Below are 23,681 nucleotides of genomic sequence, written 5' to 3' on the forward strand. Positions count from 1 at the left end.
TGAAAGGGCTTCCAAGAAAAATTCCCGAACTTTTGAGAACGTATGGAAAGTATCTTTCCGCGACAAAACGTTTGGGTAAAAAGGCCGGCCGAACCTTGTATCAGCCCAGTCCGGGAAAACAAAAAATGAAACGCGTGAATATTCGCCTTAACACCGGAACTTGGACTCTCTTTGGAGCTCTCGCACAGGCCCACGGCGTGTCCCGCTGTTATCTTTTCAATTATCTTCTGTGGTTGGAATCCGTGGGCGTCGGAGACTCTATCGTGGATACGATGAATGAGGGAGTTCCCACCTTTCACAGGTCTTACAGTTATATTCTCCACCTCGACCTAGTGGATAACCAAGTGACCCGCAAATTACGCTGCCGACCCTTATCCCATTTTTACGCATTGGATTATCGAGACTGGTTCCCGACGTAAAAAACGTAGAAGTTCGGAATAACAAATGCGAAAGCGATTGAAGCGGAATCAACAAATTGGTACAACGAAAAAATTTAGCTTTTAGAGCGATCTATCAATTTGTTGATTGGAGCTGAAAGCGCGGTCCAGCCAAAAAACTAAAGTGGCTGCTCTATGGATCGCATTTTCGCTTCGCGGCTTTTGGCTGTCTCGCTCGCTATGGATCGCTCGACATGCCCAAACTTTCTTAGATCGATCTCACGTTAAATAGGAGAAACGGGACATTCAAGTCCCGACAAAACATGTCCACAATTTTATTCTCGATTTCAAAACTTGCGACCCTCGTTCTTTTCCCTTTGTCTCTGGTTCTTCTGATCCTCTTATTCGTGGGAGCAAAACTCAAGACCTGGAAAGAAAAATTTTCCGTCTGGATTCCCGTTCTGTTTCTTTGGATTTTATCCACGAGTACGGTTTCACAAAAGTTGATTCAATCCTTGGAGATTTATTATCCGCCGGTTTCTCTCGAAAAGGTTCCCAAGGCCGACGTAATACTCGTGTTAGGCGGAATGGTTTCCACCTTAAGCATCCACGACGAACCGGTCGATCTTTCCAATAGCGCGGAAAGGCTTACGGAAACGGTCAGACTTTATAGGGCCAAGAAGGCGCCTAAAATTCTATTCTCCGGAGGTTCCGGAAATCTTCTGTATCAAACGGTTCCGGAATCCGAACCCGCCGGCAGGTTCCTAAGACAAATGGGCATACCCGATTCTTCTTTGATCCTGGAATCCAAAAGTAGAAACACCGCAGAGAACAAAAGTTTTGCATTGGAGCTGCTCAGAGAGCAAGGTTGGACTTCCGTAATCCTGGTGACTTCTTCCTTTCACATGAAAAGATCGATCGAAATTTTTCAGGAAAAAGGAATTACGATCATTCCCTTTCCGACCGATTTCCGCACTCAGAAGGCGGTCTTGACCTTGGATAATTTTTTTCCTTCCACCGGCTGTCTCGAAAACTCCACCATCTCGATCAAGGAATGGATCGGAATTCTCGTTCATAAGATCCGAAATTACTGAAGCGCGGTTTGAACGGGATGGGATAAAACGGGGATATTTCCACTTTTCTCCGTCCATCCGTTCTGATTTTATGGTCTAAAACGAAAGACAATCGGAACTCTTACGATGAACATCAAATTTACGGTCCTCGCTGGGATCATTCTTCTTTCCCTCGGCTCCATCGCTTACTTCTCCTCCAAGGAAACATCTTATACGCTTCTCGACGCTTCGGAACTCGCCGCCTCTCCGGCAAAATTCCAAGACGATCTTTTACGAGTGAGGGGTTTTGTAAAATTGGGATCGGTGGTTCGCGAAGGTAAAACCGCGAAGTTCGTCTTGGAATTTAACGAAAAACAAATTCCGGTTTTTTTCACCGGTGAAACCCTTCTTCCCGACGCCTTTAAGGAAGGCACGCGCGCGCGAGTGGACGGTTATATGAAAGACGGAGTGTTGGTTGCCGATCACGTGGAAGCGAAATGCGCCTCCAAATACGAAGCCGATTACTCGGAAGAAAATAAGTAAATTCAACTTTTCTAAATCGCTGTTAAGCGAAAGGACCTGGACTCTCCGATATGAATGATTTTGGCGCCCTCTGTATCATAACCTCTTTCGCGATTCTTATTTTTTCGATCGTTCAAACCTCTTACGGAATTTGGAAACGGGACAAACAAGCGATCGAACTCGGAAGATACACTTTGATGGCAAACACGGCCGTCATCCTTCTGGCCTTCATCGTACTACTCGTCCAGCTTTTCAGAACCGATCTTTCCAACTACTACGTCGTAATGCATTCCAACGAACATCTTCCTCTGTTTTACAGGCTGACGGGAATTTGGTCCGGATCTTCGGGTTCTCTTCTTTTTTGGAATCTTTTACTTTCCCTTTTTACCTTCATCGTACTCTGGCAAACGAGGGAACTCGTTCAGGATAGAATCCCGATCCTAAATCTCACGTTAGCCGTAATCGCTGCGTTCTTTTCCTATCTCGCCGTGTTTTATCCGGACGCACAACCCTTCCGTGAATTTCAACCGGCCGCCGTCGCAGGCCGGGGCCTCAATCCTCTTTTGCAACACTGGGCGATGGTGATTCATCCTCCGATTCTTTACGTGGGTTACGTGAGTTTTGCGATTCCTTTTGCGATCGCGGCCTCCGCTCTGATCACGGGACATCTTTCCGAAAACTGGTTTCGTTTCGTAAGGAGATGGACCATCTTTTCCTGGTTCTTTTTGGGAACGGGAATTCTTCTCGGTTCCAAATGGGCTTACGAGGAATTGGGCTGGGGCGGTTATTGGGCCTGGGACCCGGTGGAAAACGCCTCTCTCATGCCTTGGCTTTTATCCACCGCGTTTCTTCATTCCATGATCATTCAGGAAAGAAGAGGTATGTTAAAGTTTTGGAATCTATTTTTGATCATCCTCGCCTTCCATTTCTGTTTATTGGGAACCTGGATCACTCGAAGCGGAGTTCTCGAAGGACCTCATAGTTTTTCCAAATCCACGATCGGAACTCCGTTTATCATTTATATCGGAGTCAGCTTTTTATTTTTTCTAGGGTTTTTGATTTATAGAAGGGATTCTCTCAAACCCGAACGTAATCTCGAAGCGATGACTTCCAAAGAAGGAAGTTTCCTTTTTAACAACTTTCTTCTCGTGATCGCGACTCTCGCGATTTTACTCGGGGTCTTTTCCCCTCTTTTGTACGGAAGAGAATTCAAAGCCCCTTGGTTCAACTCCTGGGGAGTTCCCGCGGGAATTCTTTTGATTTTTCTGATGGGTTCGGCGCCCCTTCTGGCTTGGAGAAAGGGCGCGGATAAGATTTTCTTTTCCACTCTCATCAAACCGTTGTTAGTCGGATTTGCCGGAGCGGGCGCTTACATACTTTTTTATACGCGGAATTTTACGATCAGCGACTACAGCCTCGGAGACGTTTTGGGCGAAGTGTATTCGGTGATCGCCGTCGGTCTCGGAATTTTTACGATCGCGGGTATCGCTCAGGAATATCACAGGGGAATCGTCGCGAGAAAGGTAGCGTATCCAGGCGAAAATTATTTCTTTGCCGGTTTTAGAATGCTCCTAAAAAACAAAAGAAGATACGGAGGTTATCTCGTTCACCTCGCGATGGTGATTCTTTTTATCGGCTTTGCGGGAAACGCGTTCAAACAAAATACGTCCATTAAGTTTTTCTACTTCTTAAACGTTCCCGAAAAGAACGAGATCGTCTACTCCAGTCAGGACACGGGAGTTCTCGGCGACTATCAGATTTCGGCGAACACTCTCAAAATAAAACCTCTCGTAAACGGGGACGCAAAAAACGGACTCAACATTCAGAATGTGATCGTTTCTCACGAGGCGACCTTTCAGGTAAAACGCCATCTCAAGGAATTTTCCACGATGGTGACCGAAAGAAGATTTTATCCTCAGATTTCCCATTTGAGCGGGGACTTTGAAACTCACATTCCTACGAGCGAACCCGCGATCACCTCGACTCCGAAAGAGGATTTATACATTCAGTTGGGCGCGATCGAACACTCCGATCTTTCGGATGAAAATCCGGATCTTCCCCTTCTGTTTATGAACTATCTTTTTACGAACGAAAATCAACCCGTTCGTAAATTGGAAAACTTCAACCGGTTTCCGAGACAGATCGTGGCCAATCTCGAAGTCTGGATAAACCCTCTCGTGAAATTCATCTGGGCGGGTTCTCTTCTCTTTTTCTTTTCGGGTCTTTTGATCCTTCTTCCCATCGGAGAGTCCAGACCATGAAAACAGTATTTCAGAATATTCTAATTTTATTGACTTTTTTCGGAATTTGTATCCTCGGTCCGCCCTCGTCTTTGTCCGCCGATTCCACGTTTACGAACCTGACCGAACCGGACCAGATCCGTACCTTTCACGAGGTCACTTCCAAGATCCGATGTATCTGCATCCCTTCGATCACGATCAAAAGTTGTTCGTTTAACAACTGCACAGTTTCCGCAAAGCTGAAACTGTTTATAGAAAATCGGATTCAAAAAGGGGAAAACGCCGACGTAATCGTAAATAAGATGGTTCACGGTTTCGGAGAGGGAGCTCTGAGCGATCCTATAATCCAAAAGTTCGTGGAAGCGGGTAATACGGGAATGGCAAACTCCGTCGTTTTCGGATTCGGGGAGAATATTCTGGCTTCTCCCGATTCCACTTGGATCGACCTGAGCCTTGTGCTCGCGGGTTTACTGGGGATCGTCTCGATCTATCTTTACATCAAACGTAAAAATCCGTATGCTCCTAAACCGGCCCCCGAAAAACCCATCCAACAAGGCGAAGATTCTTTCCGTAGATATCTTTCCGAAATACAGGAAAAACAAAAATAATGGATCTTTTACTCATTCCATTTTATATCATTCTTCTCGGGATCGTAGTCTCCCCTTTTTTATACATTCGATTTGCGATCAACGCGAAAGCTTCCGATACGGAATCCGAAAAATCGGAACTGATCCATCGAAGAGAAGTGATCTTGGAAAACCTACGGGACATCAAAATCGAATTCGACACCGGTAAACTCACAGAGTCGGAATTTCAAACCATCTCTTCCGGAATCGTAAACGATCTGGAGGACTTCGACGAAAAAATTCGAACCATCGCTTTGAACGTTCCCAAAGACGCGGTAATACAATCTCCGGGGGCGTCTTCCTTTGTTCCCAAATACTGTCACGAATGCGGTTTTAAAATCGAGATCTATGGAGCCAAGTTTTGTCCTTCCTGCGGAACCAAATTGATCGTTTGACGGGTTCACGGTCGTACCCGAAAATCTTCTCGAAAGTATTTTCTATTTTTATTATATTCTTATATTGTATAATTCAATTTTCCTGTTCCGGCAAAAATCTGAAACTCCAAGGGGAGCCGAACCGCCTTGCCGAACTCCCTTTTTATGGCGGCGGTTTTCTCGTTTCCGCTTCCAAAATCGAAAAGGAAGATCTTGAGGATATTCGAAAGGATCTTAAAAACGAATTAGCCTCTAGGATTCCCAAAGATAGGATGGAAAAGTGGAAGGAATTGAACGCCCTCGACGGCTCGGAAGGGATTTATATCCTATTTCAGATCGTTCCGGAAACTAGGGTTCTTCCCGAATTTTTGGAATTTCAATTTTCCTTAAACGAAAAACCGCCCGAAAAAACTTGGAGTTATTACGTTCAAACCTTTACCGCGAGGGTTCGGAACTCCCGTTTTTCCGCCCTTCCCGTCTACGGGACTTTCGGTTATCCGTTTTATACGGTTCCTCCGGGGGTTTATCCTTCCGGAACGGTCCTTTACGATTCGGACGTAACCGCGGAGACCGAACATATCTATCGTTTTTTGATCCGTTTTCCCAAGGACGTTTCGGCACGTAACTCTCGGAGTAAGGTTTTTTTTCAGGTCGTTACTCCTGCTAAATCCATTCTGCTTTTTGAATATTAGAATCTTATCCAAACTCAAGGTTGAATGATGAACCGAATCGGATTTCCTTTTCTTTCGTCCAGGGCGTTAAGACATTCATTCAATTCCTCTAATGGATGATGGGAAGTGATCGAATGAGAGAGGTCGATTTTTCCCTTTAGGTAGAGTTCGATCAGTTCGGGAATCGCTCTTCGATCGGAACCGTAGGAACCGACGACCGATATCATCTTTTCGATCAATAGAAAAGGAACCTGAAATTTCAAAGGTTGTCTGCCGATTCCGACAAGAACGATCCTTCCTCCGGGATTCATCGCACGAAGCGACTCTTCCACGTTGGACATATGCGCCGAAAAATCCGCGAGCAGATCCACTCCGTTCGTGATTTCTTTGAGCGCCTTTCCGGGATTTCTAACCTCTTTCAAATTGACCGTTTCATCGGCTCCGTATTTTGCCGCATTCTCTAACGCGCCTTTGTCCACGTCCAAAGCGATCACTTTTCCGCCGGTCAACGCTCTTGCAACCGCAACCGCGTGAATGCCAAGCCCCCCGCAGCCGAAAATTGCAACCGTATCTCCGTCCCGTATGTTTCCTCTGTATCGAATCGCGTGATACGGAGTGGAAACCGCGTCCGCAAGGATCGCCCCTTGATCGAACGGTATCGAATCGGGAAGGTAATACAAATAACGTTCTTCCACGACGTTGTATTCCGCAAAACTTCCGTCCCGATCGAATCCGAAAACTCCGACGTCCTTACATAAATTTTCGTGACCCGCTTTACAATACGCGCATACGCCGCAGGAAGTTCCGGCCGCGATTACGACTCGATCCCCTTTTCGAAAGCGACTAACGTTCTCCCCTACTTCCTCGATTACACCCGAAGATTCGTGACCGGGAACCCTCGGGAAATGTTTACACTTGAGAGTTCCGTGGATCACAAGATGTACGTCGGAGCCGCAGATCCCGCAGGCTTTGATTTTTACTTTTACTTGTCCGGAGCCGAGTTGCGGAACGGGAACTTCTCGGACGTCTAAAACTTTTTTACCGGATTCTAATACTGCAGCTTTCATTTTCCATTCTCCTCAAAAACGCGAAACAGATTAACGTAAGTCGGTATAACCGATGCGAAAGCGATTGCCGCGGAATCAACAAATTGGTGTAAGGAAAGAATCTCGCTTTTAGGGCGATCTATCAATTTGTTGATTGGAGCAAAAAGCGCGGTCCCGCCAGCGGGCGGGATTCGCCCGTCCTTATTTCGCCGAACTCGCGTTAGATTAAGATCGTCGGCAACTCAGTCAAGGCCATTTGGCGGAGAATTTACGTTCTTAGTTTCGGATTTTTAAAAATTCGAATCGAGAAAAACGGCTTTGCACTTCGGAATTTTTTCGGGTTTCGCACTTGAATCCGGAAGGAGCGGTTTTTTCATGGAAGTAGAATCCCATCGTCAAGATTCGATCGATCAAACCGGAGGAACAACATGGAATCGGAAACAATCTTTCGGGAAATCAAAGCAAGCCAAAACGGACAAGACTGGCATCATAAAAACTGCTTCGGTTGCGGTCCCGATAACGTAAAAGGAATTCACGCAAGTTTTCCCTTTCACGAAGAGAGCGGCGAAGTTCGATTTCCGTTTAAAATAGAAAAGTCCTTCGAAGGCGCGCCCGGTTACGCCCACGGTGGAGTTCTCGCGACTCTTCTCGACGAAGCTCAGGGTGTTCTTTGTTTTCATCTCGGACATTTCGTGATGACCGATCAGCTTTATATGCGTTATCACAAAGCGGTTCCTCTCAACGAAGAAGTCCAAGTTCGTTGTTGGGTTACGATGGTTAGAAGAAGAAGGCTTTATACGAAAGCCACGATTCATCTTTCCAATACCGGAGAACTTTTGGTTTCTTCCAAAGCGCGTTGGTATGATATGTCGGAAAGAACGATGAAAAGAATGTTTCAAGGAACCGTTTTCCCGATCGATACCCTTCTTCAGGTTTTAGAAGTGAATCAAAAACGCGGTAAGGAAATTCGAAAACGCCTCAAACTTCAAAAGACGGATTCCTGATTTTCATCGAATCGGAATTTTATTCCGAAACTAAAAATTTAAGACCTAAAACCGAAAGAATCAAAGTAGATAAAAAGAATCCTCTCCAAAAATCGATCGGCTCTCCGTGTATAACGATGCCGACGAGAACGGTTCCCACCGCACCCAAACCCGTCCAGATCGCGTAAGCGGTTCCCATAGGAATCGTTTGAACGGCTTTATTCAAAAAAGCTAAACTAAAAACGGAAAAAACTATAAAACTCCCGATCCAAATCGGTTTCGTAAAATTATCGGATAACTTGAGACAAGTCGTAAATCCGATCTCGAATGCGGAAGCGATGATAAGATAAACCCAAGCCATAACTCCACAAGTCTTTCGATTCATACGGACATCAACCCGTTAGCTTCGGTGATTCGAAAAAATTTCAAATATTACTTAAGGCCGAAGTTTTTTCCGAATCACTTCCTTAGCCGAAACCGTTTTTATGAATCGAACCGAAATCAAAAACGGAAACTCCGGATCTTATTCTCCGTACAGATTCCGATTTCCTAAAATAATGACTCGCAGACTTCTTCTTTTTTGATAGAATCTGCTCTCTTATTAAAAAGTTATTTCGGAGCCGGATATGTACGTATCGATCCAACGGACCTTCTTTGTACTTATCGTTCAGTTTATTATACTATTCTTTACTTTTTCCGAAATTCTATCGGAGGATACGAATGATCCTCCCGAGTTTCTCAATGAAACGCCTCCGATATCCGATTCTCGCCAAAAGCGGCCAGGAACTTCTTTTGATCGCCTTTGAAAAAAGACCGGACCTGAAAGCGCTCGAATTCGGAATCAAAGCCGAACAAACAAATCTCGCTTTGCAAAAGTCGTTGGCGATTCCGGATCTTAAACTCGGAGGAAATTGGGACCGCGCCGGAAACTACATCAACAATTACTACGGAGTGACGGTTTCTATGGCAATTCCCACCTTCGATAGAAATCAGGGAAATATCCGCGAATCCGAATTGATTCTCGCCGCAAAAAAAGCGAGGTACGAGGAAAGAAAAATTAAGATCAGAACGGAAGTTCTTTCCGCAGTAGGAAAGGCGAAGGAAAAAGAAAGATTACTTTTGGAATATAAGGATTCCTTTACAAAGGATTATCAGAATCTGGCGGGTCTAATGGTGGAGAATTATCGAAAAAGGTATTTAACGATTTTGGAATTTGCCGATTTTTTCGAAGCATACAGCGACAGTTTTTTAAAAATGATCCGCCTTGAATCGGATCGGATCGGATCGAAAGTCTTGAAACTGTAAACTACACGTTAGGAAGTACCGTTCTGGAGATCGGTCCATGATTTTTAAGAATTTCATTTTCTCCTTCGCATCTTTTTATCAAAGAAGACCCAAGTTCGTTTTGTTCTCCACGATTTTGATCCTGACCCTTGCTATCATTCTCCACAATTGGAATTCTTCGCGAAAAATACAGGAACATTGGAGATTGGAAAAGGCGAGAAGTCCCCGCGTAACCGAAGCGGGTGCGAGAATCGAATTCCCCGAAGATCATCCGGGTCTGGCTCGTTTGGTATATCAAAAAATCGGAAAGGGAAACGCGGCATTCTCCGTAATCGCATCGGCTCGAGTGATCGCGAGCATCAACACGTCCGTTAACTCAAATGAGAAGTTGATCCTTTTCGATTCGGGAGAAACCACACATCTTTATTCCGAATACAAACGGACTCGTGCCGTCGCTTCCAAAGCGTTCAAGGACTTGGCGAGAGTGAAAGATATGTATGTCAATCAAGCCGCAACGAGACGGGACGTCACCGACGCCGAATCCAACTTTGCCGTCGCACGTGAAGGTTCGAGTCACTCTCAAAAATACGAAGGAAAAAATTCTTCCGGGAATGTTCGCGAGAGTCGACTTCGGAGATCCGCGTTCTTCCGTGCTTGCGATTCCGAATCACGCGATCGTAACCGTAGACGAAAAGAATTACGTTTTTCTAAAGGAGGACGAACATTCGTTTCGTAGAAAACAAGTCATATTGGGTTCTTCGGGAGAGGAAAAAACGATCGTCAAAGAAGGTTTATCCGAAGGTGACGAGATCGTGATCGACGGAGCCATTCTTCTCAAAGGAATCAGCTTCGGGTTTTAAGAATGATCGATAAACTCATCGAATTTTCCCTCAAAAAAAGAATCCCGACGATCCTACTAGCGTTATTCGTCTTTGTGATCGGACTTTGGTCTTGGAACACTCTCAAGAAGGAAGCTTACCCCGACGTAGGAGACACTCAGGTCACCGTGATCGCCGTTCTTCCCGGTAAGGCCGCGTTGGAAGTGGAAAGACAGGTCACCCTTCCTCTGGAAAGGGAGATGAACACCGTACCTTATGTTTTAACAAGAAGATCCAAAACCATTTTCGGTCTATGCGTGTTACAACTGATTTTCGAAGACGGAGTTACGGACTTTACCGCGAGACAACTCGTTTTGGAAAAAATCAGAGACGTGGATCTTCCTGCGGACGCGGATCTTTCTTTGGCTCCCCTCACCGGTCCCGTGGGCGAAGTTTTTCGTTATACGATCGAAGCCGGAGAAGAATGGACGAGTATGGATTTGAGAACGATTCAAGACTGGGTTGTGATTCCTTCTTTGCGTCAAGTGAGCGGAGTCGCCGACGTGATCAACTTCGGAGGTTTGGTCAAACAGTATCATATCATCACTTCCCCAAATCGAATCTATCGTTACAATCTCGCCTTACACGACGTCGTCGAGGCCGTCTCTTCCAATAACAGAAACACGGGAGGTCATACTCTTACGAGAGGCGATCAAAGTTTTGCGGTGCGCGGTTTGGGCGCGATACAAAGTTCGGATGATATTCGAAACACAGTCGTCGCCTCCTCCGGCGGAACTCCGATCTATATCGGTAACCTCGCTTCGGTGGAGGAATATCCCAAACGACCGGACGGAGTTTTCAGCTACGCGCTGAGAGATCCGGAATCCTCCAAGATCAAACTCAGAGAATCGGGTGTGCAAGGTTTGATCGCGATGCGTCGAGGCGAAAATCCTTCGGAGGTGGTCGAACGCGTTAAGAAGAAGCTGGAAGAAATCAATCGTAACTCCCTTCCGGAAGGAATTCGCTTAACAACGACGTATGACAGAAGCGATCTCGTCAATTACACGGTAAGAACGATTTCGAGAACTCTTTTCGAGGGAGTCAGTATCGTCGTTCTCGTTTTGATCTTTTTTATCGGAAGCGTCCGTTCCGCGTTAGTCGTCGCTTGTACGATTCCGTTATCCCTTTTATTCGCTTTCTCTCTGATGAAGATCACGAACATCCCGGCAAACCTTCTTTCTCTGGGTTCGATCGATTTCGGAATCATCGTAGACGGAGCCGTTGTGATCGTGGATAATATTTCCAGAAAGTACAAGGAAACAAAGGAGAAAAAAACAGCGGGGCTTTCGTTCAAGGAAATCGAAACTCTGACGATAGACGCGACAAAGGAAGTAGGCACCGAAATTTTCTTTTCGATCTCCATTATCATTCTTGCCTATTTACCGATCTTTACGTTTCAAAGAATCGAAGGAAAACTTTTCTCGCCGATGGCGTTCACGCTCGCATACGCGGTTTCGGGAAGTATGCTCATCGCTCTTACTCTGATCCCGGTTTTGATGACTTTTTTATACAGATCCAAACTGGAAAAGAAAGGAAACGATTCCTTGGAATGGCAGAACCCGTTTTTCCTAAAGATTCAAAATTTCTATTCTAAGTTTTTAACCGACAGGCTGGTCGATCCGAAAAAAGTCGCGGCGTTTGCGTTAGTTCTCGTTTTGGGAGTCGGAAGTTTATCCTACTTCAAATTGGGAACGGAATTTCTTCCCGAACTCGACGAAGGTTCGATCCCTACGGTCCGAATCGTTTGGAAATCCTAATCGGTCTCAAAAATTATTCCGATTGGAAAGAAAATATTTCCAAAACTGAACTTCTCCATAAAATCAAAAAGGATCTTCAAGAAACTTTACCCGGAGCCAGCTTTCTTTTTTCTCAACCGATCTTGGACAACGTCACCGAATCCGCGACGGGAAGCGTTTCGGATCTTGCGATTCTAATCAACGGAGAAGATTTGAACGTTCTTAGAAATTTAGGGAAAGAAATTCTTTCCGTCGTTTCCGAAATACCGGGAGCCACCGAATTGGGAATCGAACAGGAAGGAGACCAAGCGCAACTAACGATAGAAATCGATCGCAAACAAGCCGCGAGATACGGGATCAACACGTCCGAAATTCTGGACACGATGGAAGCCGCGATCGGCGGTAAAGGAGTCGGAATTCTTTACGACGGTTCTAGAAGATTCGAGATAATCGTGAGATACACAAACGACTTTCGTTCTTCGATCGATTCCGTTCATACGTTACTCGTCACCGTTCCGGGCGGAGCGAGGATTCCTCTTTCGGAACTTGCAAAGATCGATTTCAAAGACGGTCCCACAATCATCCAAAGACAGGACGGCAAAAGACAAATCTCGGTGAGAACGAACGTTAGAGGCAGGGGCCAAGGAAGTTTTGTCGCGGAAGCGAAGGACAGGGTTTCCGAAAAAATCAAAATCCCCGAAGGAGTCGACATTCACTGGGGAGGTCAATTCGAGAATTTACACCGCGCTGTTTCAAGATTACGTTTTGTGATTCCCCTTACCTTATTTGCAATTTTTATAATACTCTATACCATGTTTCGAAGTCCTCGGTTGGTTTTACTGGCCATGTCCGGAATTCCGATCTCCATCAGCGGGGGCCTGCTTGCGTTACTTTTCAGGGGAATGAATTTTTCAGTTTCCGCGGGTGTGGGTTTTATTTCCCTCTTCGGGATTTCCACAATGACGGGTGTTCTTTTTATATCCAGATTATTGAATATGATTGAGAAAAATACGAAGCGGGATCTCAAAACCTCGGTGATCGAGGCCGCGGTCATTCAACTGAGGCCGAGAATTATGACAATTCTTTTGGCCTTATTGGGTTTAATTCCCGCGGCGATCGCAAGCGGAATCGGCTCCGACGTTCAAAGACCTCTTGCTACGGTCATCGTCGGCGGGCTTAGTTTGGAATTGTTGGTAACCTTGGTTTGTATCCCGTCCCTATTCTATCTTACGAAAAAAAGGGAAGATTGATTCCTTCGGATAAAAAGTGAGGCGATCGGGAATTCGTTATTAAAGATATAGGCATTCGCACCTGTTAAACCTTCATCAAAATCCACTCGGATATTCCCAAACAAGAAGTTTGAAAAAAGTATCCCGAATATCTATTCGCGAGAAAAGGAATCGACTTTTCATAAACTGAGTCGTCGCAAGGAATTCATAACGACTTATGTTCGGAAGTAGATTAGAGTTGTTGAAAAATTCCATAGTCGTGATTAACAAAACTGCTTCAATCGTTCATTTCAATCAAACGGAAACAGACGCAAAATTAATTTTTAAACAACTCCTATTGAAGAAACTCTTTCTAAATCTCAAGCTTATAAGAAGCGAAAATTAAATTTTGTAAGTGCACTCAAATTATAATTCGAAAGAAAATAAAAATTTTATTAAAAAGCACGGGGCTCCGCACAGAAAGTTAAAACGAACCAAGGGCTTCTAAACACATGCATTTTTTTGCAAATCTATATTATAGAATGCTTAGAAGATCGTTTTGCGCCTATCCAAATATCGAGACGAAGGTTTAGAGGTTCCCCAGTGTAAAATTCGACCGACGAATAAATTACAAAAATTTAAAAAATTAAATGAGTTATTTTATGCTCTATAAAATAATGTGCAAAATTTAACTCAATTAACATTTTTAAATAGTATAACATTATAATTTTAAAAATTAAAACTATGCAATATATTGAACTCAAATTTCCCGTAGAGGGTAAATCCATACCGGCCGATCACGGATATAAACTTTACTCGGCGCTTTGCAAACAGGAAAAAATCATTCATGAAACGGAAGGATTGTCTATTTGCGGAATTTCCGGGACTCCTGATAAAAATAGAACCTTACATCTAAACGGAACAAGCAAATTGAGGATCCGGACCGCACAATCCCTATTACCCTTCCTATGGAAATTAGCAGGTAAACGTATAGAGTTATCTCAGGATAAAATTCGGTTGGGAATTCCAACAGTTGCATTGCTGAAACCCCATAAAACTCTGTATAGTCGATTGGTAACCATCAAGGGACATACGGAAGAAAACAGCTTTTTGGAATGCGTCCAAGAAAAATTACGAGAACATGAAATAAGCTGCGAGGTTCTTCTATTTAGAGGAAATATCTCGGAGAACAACCAAAGAATCGTACGCAAGACGATTCGAATTCATGATAAAGAAGTCGTAGGTTTCCCTGTTTTGCTTTTAAACCTCTCACCGCAAGATTCCATTAAAGTACAACAAATAGGAGTGGGTGGCCGACGGAAGATGGGTTGCGGTCACTTCTTGGGAGTACGTGTGTGACGGAAGGAAAGTTGTTGGCGAAAACTAAAACCAATGACGGCAGAGAAATTTCCCTTATAGAACATTCATTGGATACGGATACGGCCGGTAGCGCCATCTTCAAAAAAGACTCGCGCTTTTTAAATAATTGGCTTCGATTTTTTAAAGTAAGTAACGAGGACGCAGATAAGTTTCTTTTAAATCTTAGCATTGCTTGTTTGTTTCATGATATCGGAAAAGCCAATGAAGATTTTCAAAAAGCGGTTAATGACACAACTTTTTTTCATCAGGGAATCAGACACGAACATTTGAGTGCGTTGATTTTACATCTGCCGGAAGTGAGTAGTTGGTTAGCGAAAAATGAAAACTTAGATCATAATATCATAACCGCAAGTGTTTTGACTCATCATTTAAAAGCGGAAGAAAGTGGATTTTATGAATGGGGTAAACTTAGAAGAGAAGGTATAATAGAAGTTTCTCTGAATCATTCAGAGATAAAAAGTATTCTAAATCAGGTTTCTACAATTGCACAACTCAATAACATCCCGAAACTTCCTACGGAATCATTTAATTCCGCAAAGAATAATACTTTATGGGATGGGATCATTGCAAATGGAAAAAAACAAGCAAGGCAATTTCATAGAAGTCTACGATCGGATTCAGACAGGAAATCATTGCTGCTTTCTATTAAAGCGGCATTGATCGTATCTGATTCGGTTTCATCCGGCTTATGGAGAGAAAAGAAGGATTTTGATGCATGGATAGAAGAAAAACTACATTGTAGTGAAATTTCGCCTGACGAGATTCTGGAAAAAATCATTCAACCTCGAATTGAAACCATAGAAAAAGAAAGTGGCAAACAGTTCCAAATTCATAACTTTCAAAGTCTCGTTGCTACAAAAGGAAGTCGAGTTTTACTCTTAGCTCCCTGCGGTGCAGGTAAAACATTTGCAGCTTGGGAATGGGCGAAGGAGCAATCAAAAGTCAATCAAGTTAGTCGAATAATTTTTTTATACCCGACTCGCGGCACGGCAACCGAAGGATTTAAAGACTATGTTGCCGCCGCCCCAGAATCGGATGCAGCCTTAATGCACGGCAGTTCAAAATATGAATTGGAACAGTTACGGAATAATCCAGATGAAAAGGATTCTCAAAGAAAAAATTATAATGTTAAACAAGAAGATGAAAGACTTTTTGCCCTGGGGTATTGGTCTAAAAGATTTTTTAGCGCCACAGTAGATCAGTTCTTAAGCTTTTTACAAAATAATTATAAGGGGATTTGTTTATTACCTCCTTTGACAGATTCACTTCTTATCATAGATGAAATACACAGCTTGGATAAGAAAATGTTTGAATCACTCTTGAGTTTCCTAGAACATTTTAATTCGCCGGTTCTTTGTATGACAGCAACCTTACAAAAAGAAAGAAGAGAAGAATTAATTAAACTGGGATTAAAAGCGTATCCGGACCTAGTTGATAAGGAATTCCTAAAGGATTTAATTCTCTTAGAATCGAAACCTCGATATAATAAAAAATTGATTCATTCATTTGAAGAAGGTATAGAAATTGCAAAAAAAGAATTAGAAAATGGAAATCGCAAAGTTTTATGGGTGGTGAATACGATAGCGCAGGCTCAGAAACTGACAAAACTTCTCGCAGCATATCAACCTATCTGTTATCACAGTATGTTTAAGTTAGCGGATAGACAAAGTAAACACAAAGATACCGTTCAATTATTCAAAACAACTTCAAAGAATAAACCGGTATTAGCCATCACTACACAAGTATGCGAAATGAGTTTGGACTTAGACGCCGACGTAATGATTACAGAATTAGCTCCTATTTCTTCCTTGATTCAAAGATTTGGACGAGTGAATAGAAAAATAGACGGTAAACCATCTGAATTTAGGGGAGAGATTTTTATTTATAAACCCGAAAAAGCTCTGCCCTATGAAGACAAGGATCTTACGGCAGCTGAAAGATTTATAAATCATCTTTCCGATAAAGATCTGAGTCAAAAAGATTTAGCCGATAGTATGGAACAATTTTCTCCAGATCAGCCAACACCCCAGGAATTTTCTCAATTTGTTTTGAGCGATTATTATGCTACATCAGAAGAATATAGGGACATTGAAGAATTTACAGAGCAGTGTGCGTTAGATTCCGACTTACGTGCAATAGAACAATTTCTAAATAATAAACATCCCATTGACGAATTCATTCTACCTGCCCCAAAGAAAATGATTTTAAAAGAAAATAAACCCAAGTTTTTACCAAAATATTTATCTGTTGTCGACGGCAAGAATTACAATTCCGAACTCGGACTCATAAGGACATAACGATGCTGAAAGAAAAAAAGGAAAAGGAAGCCAATTCTGCAAAAAAACTTAAAACTGCAAACGAAGAAGTTAAAGAAATTACTTTAGAATATAAACTCCACGAACTTCCTTCTTCTCAGCACAAATCCGGACTTGCCGGTCTCGTCCTGATGGTTCGTTGGTTAACGAAAAGAAATCCACACAAAGTAAAAGGGATTTTAGAAGAATTAGAATGCACGGATAAGATTTATAAACTTCGAATTGATAAAGAAGGAATGAAATCTCTTTTCGATGAAACCTATTCGGCGAGTTGGGAAGAGCAAGAAAGAGATAAACCTTTAAAAAATTCGAGAACAAAGGAAGAGATCCCCTACAAGAGAAAAGAAACGAAAGCAGTCGGTATTGTAGATAAAAAAACTGGAGAAAACATTCAAAAAGAAAAAGAAATATATATTTATGATGTGGTCGTTCCATCGGGTTCATTTCTAAAAGATATGGATAATAGCCAAGAGTCAGCTTGGATCAAACTTTGGCGAGATATGATATGGAATATACTAAGAGGCATCCCGACTACTCGTATTGTATATGAAAATAGAGCCAGTAAAGAAGATAACAAAGACTATTTAGAAGTTTGGAATAATTTAATAAAGATAACTACTAAAAAATCAGAAATTCAAGGTACTTACTTTCTGAGCTCCCAAGATAAAAATGCGGAAGGAGTTCCTTTTTTAGACCAGAATAAAAACTTCCTATTATTGCATTTCTGGCCTTTCATTTCTCAAATCTATATTCCGCAAAAATTAGAATATGACAATTCTTCAAAGAAATACAAACCGTCCGATGATGGATTTGCAATTTGCATTCCTGAAATTTTAGATTTAAAGAACTTCTGCTTAGACTATGAAGAATTTTTAAAATCTAGAGACAATACGATCCTCGGATTCAGACCAAGAGCATCTAAAATTTTCGTTTTACAAGAAGCAGGCTGGGACTCTTTTGAAAGACTCAAGATTAGTTTAACAAAATTAGAGGGTGCGAAGAAATATTCCGATTTAGTGAATGGGATAGATGTTTTTCGCTTTATAAAAGAAGGAAACAATATTAACAATAAAGCAAATTTTCGTATAACGCCAAATGATATTACTTTAAAAGAATATGAAGCATTTAAAAACGATAACTACTTTGATTCCATATTTAAGAGGCAAATTTTAACTAACCTCTCTGAGAATAAAAGCTGGCACGAAGATTTCGGCAAACTATTCAAAACATCTGGATACGAATATTTCATAGGAAAGGGAAAAACAAAGGACGTTAACTTTTCTAACGACGTTAATAAAAAATTCAAGGGACTTATCAATTCAATTCACAAGGAACATACTATGGAAAATTCATTAGAAACTGATGAAAAAGAAATTTCATCTGAAAATCTAAAATCATTAGAGCAAATCATTTATTGGATGATTCGAAATTATATTTCAATACGACTGGCTTCCAAATATGGTTTCAAAAAAGAGGATATTAAAACCAATAAATATGTTGAGATGAAGGAAAAATTAGCCAAAGAAACATTTCTGGCAATTCGAAGTAGAACCGGAGGTGATTTTATCAGCTATTTTTCTTCTTCTATATGTTCCGTAGGGCAATACATGAATGAGGAGAGATTTCTCACTCTAACAAAAGCATTATTCGACGAAACGGACAAAGTAAGGACATTATCCATGCTTGCATTATCCGCAGTTAGTTACACATACCAAAAAAAGGAGACTTCCAATGTCTAAACAATCTATCAAAAATCTTTTCGGAACTATCTTAACTTATCCCGCACCAAGCGCAAACTATCGCGGGGAAAGTGAAGAAAATCGTACTGTATTACAGAAAATTTCTAAGAATGGAAAAGACTTTGCCATTTTTAGTTCAGAGGCTAAGAGAAATGCGTTGAGAGAAATACTAATTAAAAAGAACATTTCAACGAATAGGACCCGACTTCATAATGAAGGTCAACTAGCCGTTGAATTTAAAGAATTTCCAAACTCTGACAAATATGCCGATGATTTTATTTTTGGATATATGGTTGCGGATAGCAAGTATTTACCTAAAGACAGAAAAGATGCCACACTAAAACGAGATAGCATTCTAAGAATTAATAATTCGGTGGCATTATCCCCTTACCAATATGAAGCGACCTTTCATCAGTCTCCTTTAAATGCGAAAACAAAAGTGAACGAAGATAAATACTGGAACAATCAATCCACTTCAGTCCTTCTCCATAAAGAAATTTCCCTTACGGCATTTCAATATCCCTTTGCACTGGCTGGGAATGATTGCAAAGCAAAACCAGACTGGATTAAAGCGTTACTGGAGTCTATCGGCGAATTAACCAACGTAGCCGGCGGTCATGCAAGGAATTATTACGAAATGGGACCTAAGAGTATTGTAATTCGCTTAACCCCTTCCTTAGTTGCGGGATATGACACATACGGGTTCCAAGAAGACGGAAGTTTGGAAGTATTAAAAAGAATTAAAGATAAAGAAGGTAAGATCGATTTACCCGGAGAAGAGTTCTATTTGGGCGGAGAGATTGTTAGAAACTTATCCGAGGGCAAACATACCGAACTTAAAAGCTTTGGAGTGAAACTCTTCGAAAACCCACAGAAACTTTTAAAACAAGTTGGCGACGATTTTCTGGATGAAAGCAAATAATATGAGCCTTTTTTTTATGCGGTTAAAAGCTCCTTTTGCCGCATTTCGCTATTTTCAAGCCGGTGTTTACAGATCAACCATGCCGACACTTCCACACAGTGCGGCCTGGGGACTGATCAACAATATTCTTGGAATCGAAATCCGTACAAATACAAATCACCTAACAACCCAAATATCAAAAGATATTCCTTCTTTAAACCTTGCTATCGGAAATATTTCTTTGGCTGAAACGAATTCTTTGTATCAACAACTGCATGTTATTCCGGTTGGTAGTTCGGGAAAAGAAAATCTGGAGCGGACAAAAGGTTCAAAATATTTCATTCGTCCCGTCAGAAGAGAAATACTTACAAATTTGGATGTCTTGATTGGAATACAATCGGATGATCCCGAATTAAAACAAAAAATAACTTCTGGTTTGAATGGAGAATGGAATGACACCCGCTACGGTCTCCCATTTGCCGGGAATAATAATTTACTTTTTGATTCTATTGATATTTTTGAAGAATCTTCAATACCTGCCTTTTGGCATTGTAAAGTCGGCGACAACGATCAAATTGAAACGGAAACGGCAAGACTTACCGTTGGGATTGATAGATTAGATAATAGTAATACCGTTTCTCCCCTCTTTGCAATTTCAAAGGAAAAATCGCTCCAACCTCCCCCTAACGCCTGGGTTTGGACGCCGAAAGAACCCTAAACAATGTTTAAAATATATCTAGACCTTTGCTGTTTCAAAATAGGAGTGTTGATGAAATTTTTACGGAAGCACGGAAGTTTGCTATAGATTTTCGTAAAATCAAAGGATCTATATAAAAAATCCATTCTTCGAAAAACTTATTACTTTATCATTTAACAACAAACCAATCCCAGAAAGTTCAAAACTCAAACTATATTTTATTATTTTCATACTAAAATTCTAAAAAATGAATATTTTAACTCATTTTTAGAATATTCTAAATCGATACTATTACAACTTATGATTCTATCATGAGCAATCAAACATTATGGACTCTTACGGAAACTTGCGAGCGATGGGAATTCATTCCCTACTTTATTGCGAAAGACTTTTCTATTTGGAAGAAGTAGAAGGCGTTTTAATCGCCGACGATCGCGTCTATGCAGGACGTACCTTACATGAAGAATTGGAACCCAATGAGGATTCCTCGGGGAGAATCGAATCCTTTCATTATACGAGTGAAAAATTAGAAATTTCCGGCAAAGTAGATCGTATTCAAAAAAGAGACAGTTCAAAGCCCTCACGGATGAAACAAATCGATTGAACTTAGCCAAAAAATTAGTGTCCGCAAAATGCGAATCTCAACTCCGTTATTTACTCAGAGCGACTAGAGGAAAAGACGAAACCAGAAATGAAACGGAAGGATATTTAGGAACAATTCGAACGGGTCTTAAAAATATTGAACTAGCGGATTCTGCCGGCCAACTATTAGGGATCGAAGGTTCATCCGCACGAGCCTATTTTGCCGGCCTTCCTACCTTAATTAAAAATTCCGATTCGTCCTTGGTCCCCAACGGAAGAAGTAAACGACCCCCTAAAGATCCTTTTAATGCTGCATTAAGTTTTTTGTATTCGCTTCTTTACAAATCCGTTCGACAGGCAATCATATCCGTCGGCCTTGAGCCAAGTTTCGGTTTTTATCATACTCCAAGATCTTCCGCGGAACCTCTTGTATTGGACTTAATGGAGCTTTTCCGAGTCAGTGTTTGCGACATCCTCTTGGTTGGAAGTATCAATCGTAAATCCTGGATCGATGAAGATTTTGAAATTACGAAACATAAAGTTTGGCTTTCGGAATCGGGTCGTAAAAAAGCAACTCAACTCTATGAGTCCAGATTGGATGATACGTGGAAACATCCGGTTGTAAATTATTCGCTTTCCTATTACCGGATGATCGAGCTGGAGACGCGGCTTCTCGAAAAGGAATGGAGCGGCGAAGCGGGAATCTTTGCTCAAGCGAGATTAAGATAATGAAACATTGGAGATTAGTATCTTATGATATTCGAGAACCGAAACGGCTTCGAAAGGTCGCAAAAATCATGGAAGGTTTTGGAGAGAGAATTCAATATAGTGTTTTTCGAATTTACTCTACGGATCGAGAATTGGAAAAACTCCGATGGAAATTGGCAAAAGTCACTGAAAAAGAAGACGATGTTTTCTATCTTACCCTTTGCACCAAATGCGCCTCAGGCGCCCATACCCAAGAGAAAAAATCCGCTTGGCCGGAGGCTCCAAAAACTCTGAAAATTCTATAATTCAAGTATCTCTTCAGGGCATAGACATAATTCTATCTATAAACAAAGCCTTAAATCCTCAATCTAAGTTTAGTTCCGGCATCTATCAACTTTCATTAGGATTTCTGAATCCTCTCGATTCTATGGTTCTCCGCGGCTTTTTTTCTTCCTTGCGATAATTCCGGTTCCTTTTAGGATTGAAAATGTATGGAAACGTACTTGATTCTTTAAATCTTAACGGTAAAGACCGAGAGAATCAAAATTCGATCCGTATCGAAATCCAGAAGATGAAAAAGAGAAATATCCGACTATATGCTTGTTTTCCCTTTACAAATTCCCGTACATCCGCAACCTCTCCTCGTAAAAGCCATAAAAACAAAATGCTCTGAACATACCTTTGATGCCGTTAGGCGTTGAGCACTCTGAAGAAGTCAAAGCACAGGAAACTGAGAAGGAACTGAACATACCTTTGATGCCGTTAGGCGTTGAGCACCCGAAATTTTAATTCTTCCCCCGGATTTTCGCGGTACTGAACATACCTTTGATGCCGTTAGGCGTTGAGCACCCGAAATTTTAATTCTTCCCCCGGATTTTCGCGGTACTGAACATACCTTTGATGCCGTTAGGCGTTGAGCACGAGTAAGCCCGCCATTTTCATTGACCAGGGAGATATCTGAACATACCTTTGATGCCGTTAGGCGTTGAGCACGAATTAAAGCATGGCCGTAAAGAGAGAAACGAAAGACTGAACATACCTTTGATGCCGTTAGGCGTTGAGCACGAAAGGCATCAATATAATCTGTCCAAAACCCAGGATCTGAACATACCTTTGATGCCGTTAGGCGTTGAGCACAAATCGCAGAGGATCTTAAAGAACTAAAATGGAACTGAACATACCTTTGATGCCGTTAGGCGTTGAGCACACAGAAATTATGAATTTTCTTTTTCAAAAACTATCCTGAACATACCTTTGATGCCGTTAGGCGTTGAGCACTATCATAGGATTTCTCGAAGATTCTTAGGCGATTTTTCTGAACATACCTTTGATGCCGTTAGGCGTTGAGCACCCGACTACGCCGGAGAGTGGTTTGTAGTGGATGCCTGAACATACCTTTGATGCCGTTAGGCGTTGAGCACAGCACGAATTTTCAAGAAAGAAAATGGCCCAATGGCTGAACATACCTTTGATGCCGTTAGGCGTTGAGCACGAACCAGGGCAGTCGGGTTTGATTTTGCCTACGCCTGAACATACCTTTGATGCCGTTAGGCGTTGAGCACTTTATTCTGATTACGATAGGTGGCGCAACGATTTAATCTGAACATACCTTTGATGCCGTTAGGGGTTAGGACTTTACATACAATAAAACGCAAGCGTTCCGACAAAAATGGAGCTTTTTACTTGCAAAAAGTATGATTTTCTAATAGAGAAATGCCACCGGAGTTTTCCCGCCTCCTATTTCGCGATCCTGAAACGCGATCCATAGAGAGCCATAACCTTACCCACAAATATGAGAAAAAACTAGATTTTTCAACCTTTATTTCCAAAGTTAGTAAGGGCCTTATAATGAACACTACACATTGGAGTAGTACACTCGGAACGGAATTAGATTGGGTGGAAGAAGAATATTTATCGCTGAACTTGGGAGATACTCGATTAGATAAACGACTCAAGAAAATCGTGAGCGTGATGACAAAACGAGGAGGAACGAGTTTGCCAGATATATTTGGCAATTGGTCAGGCACGAAAGGAGCGTATCGCTTTTTTTCGAATCCGAAAGTATCATCGGAAAAGATCATAGAACCTCATAGTCAAGCAACAAAGAAACGACTTCACCAACAAGAAACAGTCTTGGTATTAAGCGACACAACGAAATCTATTATAGAAAAAGGGATCGTGTAGATGACTTGGGGCCGATGAACTCGGAATACAATCAGGGTCTTCTTTTGCATCCATCGATAGCTTTACGACTGAGGAATCCCTTTAGGCATCCTGGATTTTAAAATGTGGTCACGTACGGAATTAGGCGCCAACCAAAATCAAGACGGAAGAAAAATGTCCATAGAACATAAGGAAAGTG

Annotated in this window: 17 protein-coding genes, 4 pseudogenes and 1 CRISPR repeat array; of the genes and pseudogenes, 19 read left to right on the top strand and 2 right to left on the bottom strand. The window is 41.9% G+C overall.

Annotated elements, in window-relative coordinates:
• The 7 genes from LEP1GSC194_RS15775 to LEP1GSC194_RS15805 all read left to right on the top strand — a co-directional run.
• On the top strand, positions 1 to 419 hold a 419-nt coding region (locus LEP1GSC194_RS15775), incomplete at its 5' end, for a DUF1564 domain-containing protein (protein ID WP_020774524.1).
• Between the two features lie 281 nt (positions 420 to 700).
• On the top strand, positions 701 to 1,471 hold the full coding sequence (locus tag LEP1GSC194_RS15780) for a YdcF family protein (RefSeq protein ID WP_020774529.1): 771 nt from the start codon (positions 701 to 703) through the stop codon (positions 1,469 to 1,471).
• A 105-nt stretch (positions 1,472 to 1,576) separates the two neighbouring features.
• A complete protein-coding gene (locus tag LEP1GSC194_RS15785) occupies positions 1,577 to 1,972 on the top strand; it encodes a cytochrome c maturation protein CcmE domain-containing protein (RefSeq protein ID WP_020774530.1) in 396 nt (131 codons plus the stop codon).
• Between the two features lie 50 nt (positions 1,973 to 2,022).
• Positions 2,023 to 4,212: a heme lyase CcmF/NrfE family subunit gene (locus LEP1GSC194_RS15790; protein WP_020774525.1), complete on the top strand. Its 2,190-nt coding sequence runs from the start codon at positions 2,023 to 2,025 to the stop codon at positions 4,210 to 4,212.
• Positions 4,209 to 4,799, top strand: a complete 591-nt coding sequence (locus tag LEP1GSC194_RS15795; protein WP_020774539.1) for a cytochrome c-type biogenesis protein CcmH — start codon at positions 4,209 to 4,211, stop codon at positions 4,797 to 4,799. Before LEP1GSC194_RS15790 ends, LEP1GSC194_RS15795 begins: the two co-directional genes overlap by 4 nt.
• The gene (locus LEP1GSC194_RS15800; RefSeq protein ID WP_020774526.1) at positions 4,799 to 5,212 is read left to right on the top strand and encodes a zinc ribbon domain-containing protein; all 414 of its coding nucleotides are present in this window, start codon (positions 4,799 to 4,801) and stop codon (positions 5,210 to 5,212) included. Before LEP1GSC194_RS15795 ends, LEP1GSC194_RS15800 begins: the two co-directional genes overlap by 1 nt.
• Positions 5,179 to 5,883 carry a hypothetical protein gene (locus LEP1GSC194_RS15805; protein WP_036043340.1) on the top strand — a complete coding sequence of 235 codons (705 nt, stop codon included), beginning with the start codon at positions 5,179 to 5,181 and terminating at the stop codon, positions 5,881 to 5,883. The genes LEP1GSC194_RS15800 and LEP1GSC194_RS15805 overlap by 34 nt, the downstream gene beginning before the upstream one ends.
• Before the next feature lie 14 nt (positions 5,884 to 5,897).
• On the opposite strand, the gene LEP1GSC194_RS15810 is transcribed toward LEP1GSC194_RS15805, so the two are convergent.
• The gene (locus LEP1GSC194_RS15810) at positions 5,898 to 6,929 is read right to left on the bottom strand and encodes a zinc-binding dehydrogenase (RefSeq protein ID WP_020774538.1); all 1,032 of its coding nucleotides are present in this window, start codon (positions 6,927 to 6,929) and stop codon (positions 5,898 to 5,900) included.
• Between the two features lie 407 nt (positions 6,930 to 7,336).
• On the opposite strand from LEP1GSC194_RS15810, the gene LEP1GSC194_RS15815 reads away from it, so the two are divergent.
• The gene (locus LEP1GSC194_RS15815; protein WP_017807914.1) at positions 7,337 to 7,912 is read left to right on the top strand and encodes a PaaI family thioesterase; all 576 of its coding nucleotides are present in this window, start codon (positions 7,337 to 7,339) and stop codon (positions 7,910 to 7,912) included.
• A 19-nt stretch (positions 7,913 to 7,931) separates the two neighbouring features.
• On the opposite strand, the gene LEP1GSC194_RS15820 is transcribed toward LEP1GSC194_RS15815, so the two are convergent.
• The gene (locus LEP1GSC194_RS15820; protein WP_020774533.1) at positions 7,932 to 8,252 is read right to left on the bottom strand and encodes a DMT family transporter; all 321 of its coding nucleotides are present in this window, start codon (positions 8,250 to 8,252) and stop codon (positions 7,932 to 7,934) included.
• 380 nt (positions 8,253 to 8,632) lie between these two features.
• On the opposite strand from LEP1GSC194_RS15820, the gene LEP1GSC194_RS15825 reads away from it, so the two are divergent.
• From LEP1GSC194_RS15825 to LEP1GSC194_RS15880, 11 genes and pseudogenes are all read left to right on the top strand, one after another.
• Positions 8,633 to 9,196, top strand: a complete 564-nt coding sequence (locus LEP1GSC194_RS15825) for a TolC family protein (protein ID WP_020774521.1) — start codon at positions 8,633 to 8,635, stop codon at positions 9,194 to 9,196.
• Positions 9,197 to 9,233: 37 nt separating this feature from the next.
• A pseudogene (locus tag LEP1GSC194_RS15830) lies at positions 9,234 to 10,035 on the top strand (efflux RND transporter periplasmic adaptor subunit).
• A gap of 2 nt (positions 10,036 to 10,037) precedes the next feature.
• Positions 10,038 to 13,039, top strand: a pseudogene (locus LEP1GSC194_RS15835) (efflux RND transporter permease subunit).
• A 702-nt stretch (positions 13,040 to 13,741) separates the two neighbouring features.
• Positions 13,742 to 14,356 carry a type I-MYXAN CRISPR-associated protein Cas6/Cmx6 gene (gene cas6, locus LEP1GSC194_RS15840; RefSeq protein ID WP_020774527.1) on the top strand — a complete coding sequence of 205 codons (615 nt, stop codon included), beginning with the start codon at positions 13,742 to 13,744 and terminating at the stop codon, positions 14,354 to 14,356.
• A gap of 14 nt (positions 14,357 to 14,370) precedes the next feature.
• The gene (gene cas3, locus LEP1GSC194_RS15845) at positions 14,371 to 16,674 is read left to right on the top strand and encodes a CRISPR-associated helicase Cas3' (RefSeq protein WP_232424470.1); all 2,304 of its coding nucleotides are present in this window, start codon (positions 14,371 to 14,373) and stop codon (positions 16,672 to 16,674) included.
• A gap of 2 nt (positions 16,675 to 16,676) precedes the next feature.
• Positions 16,677 to 18,431 carry a type I-MYXAN CRISPR-associated protein Cmx8 gene (cmx8, locus tag LEP1GSC194_RS15850; protein ID WP_020774535.1) on the top strand — a complete coding sequence of 585 codons (1,755 nt, stop codon included), beginning with the start codon at positions 16,677 to 16,679 and terminating at the stop codon, positions 18,429 to 18,431.
• Entirely contained in the window at positions 18,424 to 19,353 is a 930-nt protein-coding gene (gene cas7i / locus LEP1GSC194_RS15855) for a type I-B CRISPR-associated protein Cas7/Cst2/DevR (protein ID WP_020774537.1), read from the top strand. The genes cmx8 and cas7i overlap by 8 nt, the downstream gene beginning before the upstream one ends.
• Positions 19,340 to 20,050 (top strand): CRISPR-associated protein Cas5, encoded by a 711-nt coding sequence (gene cas5 / locus LEP1GSC194_RS15860; protein WP_020774541.1) that lies wholly within the window; start codon positions 19,340 to 19,342, stop codon positions 20,048 to 20,050. Before cas7i ends, cas5 begins: the two co-directional genes overlap by 14 nt.
• A gap of 334 nt (positions 20,051 to 20,384) precedes the next feature.
• Positions 20,385 to 21,340, top strand: a pseudogene (cas1, locus tag LEP1GSC194_RS15865) (type I-MYXAN CRISPR-associated endonuclease Cas1).
• Positions 21,340 to 21,624, top strand: a complete 285-nt coding sequence (gene cas2, locus LEP1GSC194_RS15870; protein WP_020774520.1) for a CRISPR-associated endonuclease Cas2 — start codon at positions 21,340 to 21,342, stop codon at positions 21,622 to 21,624. Before cas1 ends, cas2 begins: the two are co-directional and overlap by 1 nt.
• 364 nt (positions 21,625 to 21,988) lie before the next feature.
• Positions 21,989 to 22,954: direct repeats of the CRISPR family, unit length 36 nt; unit sequence CTGAACATACCTTTGATGCCGTTAGGCGTTGAGCAC.
• A 213-nt stretch (positions 22,955 to 23,167) separates the two neighbouring features.
• Positions 23,168 to 23,681 (top strand): annotated as a pseudogene (locus tag LEP1GSC194_RS15880) (IS4/Tn5 family transposase DNA-binding protein); the annotation flags it as partial.

Origin of the sequence: Leptospira alstonii serovar Sichuan str. 79601 (assembly GCF_000347175.1) — a bacterium.
GTDB classification, from domain to species: Bacteria; Spirochaetota; Leptospiria; order Leptospirales; family Leptospiraceae; genus Leptospira; species Leptospira alstonii.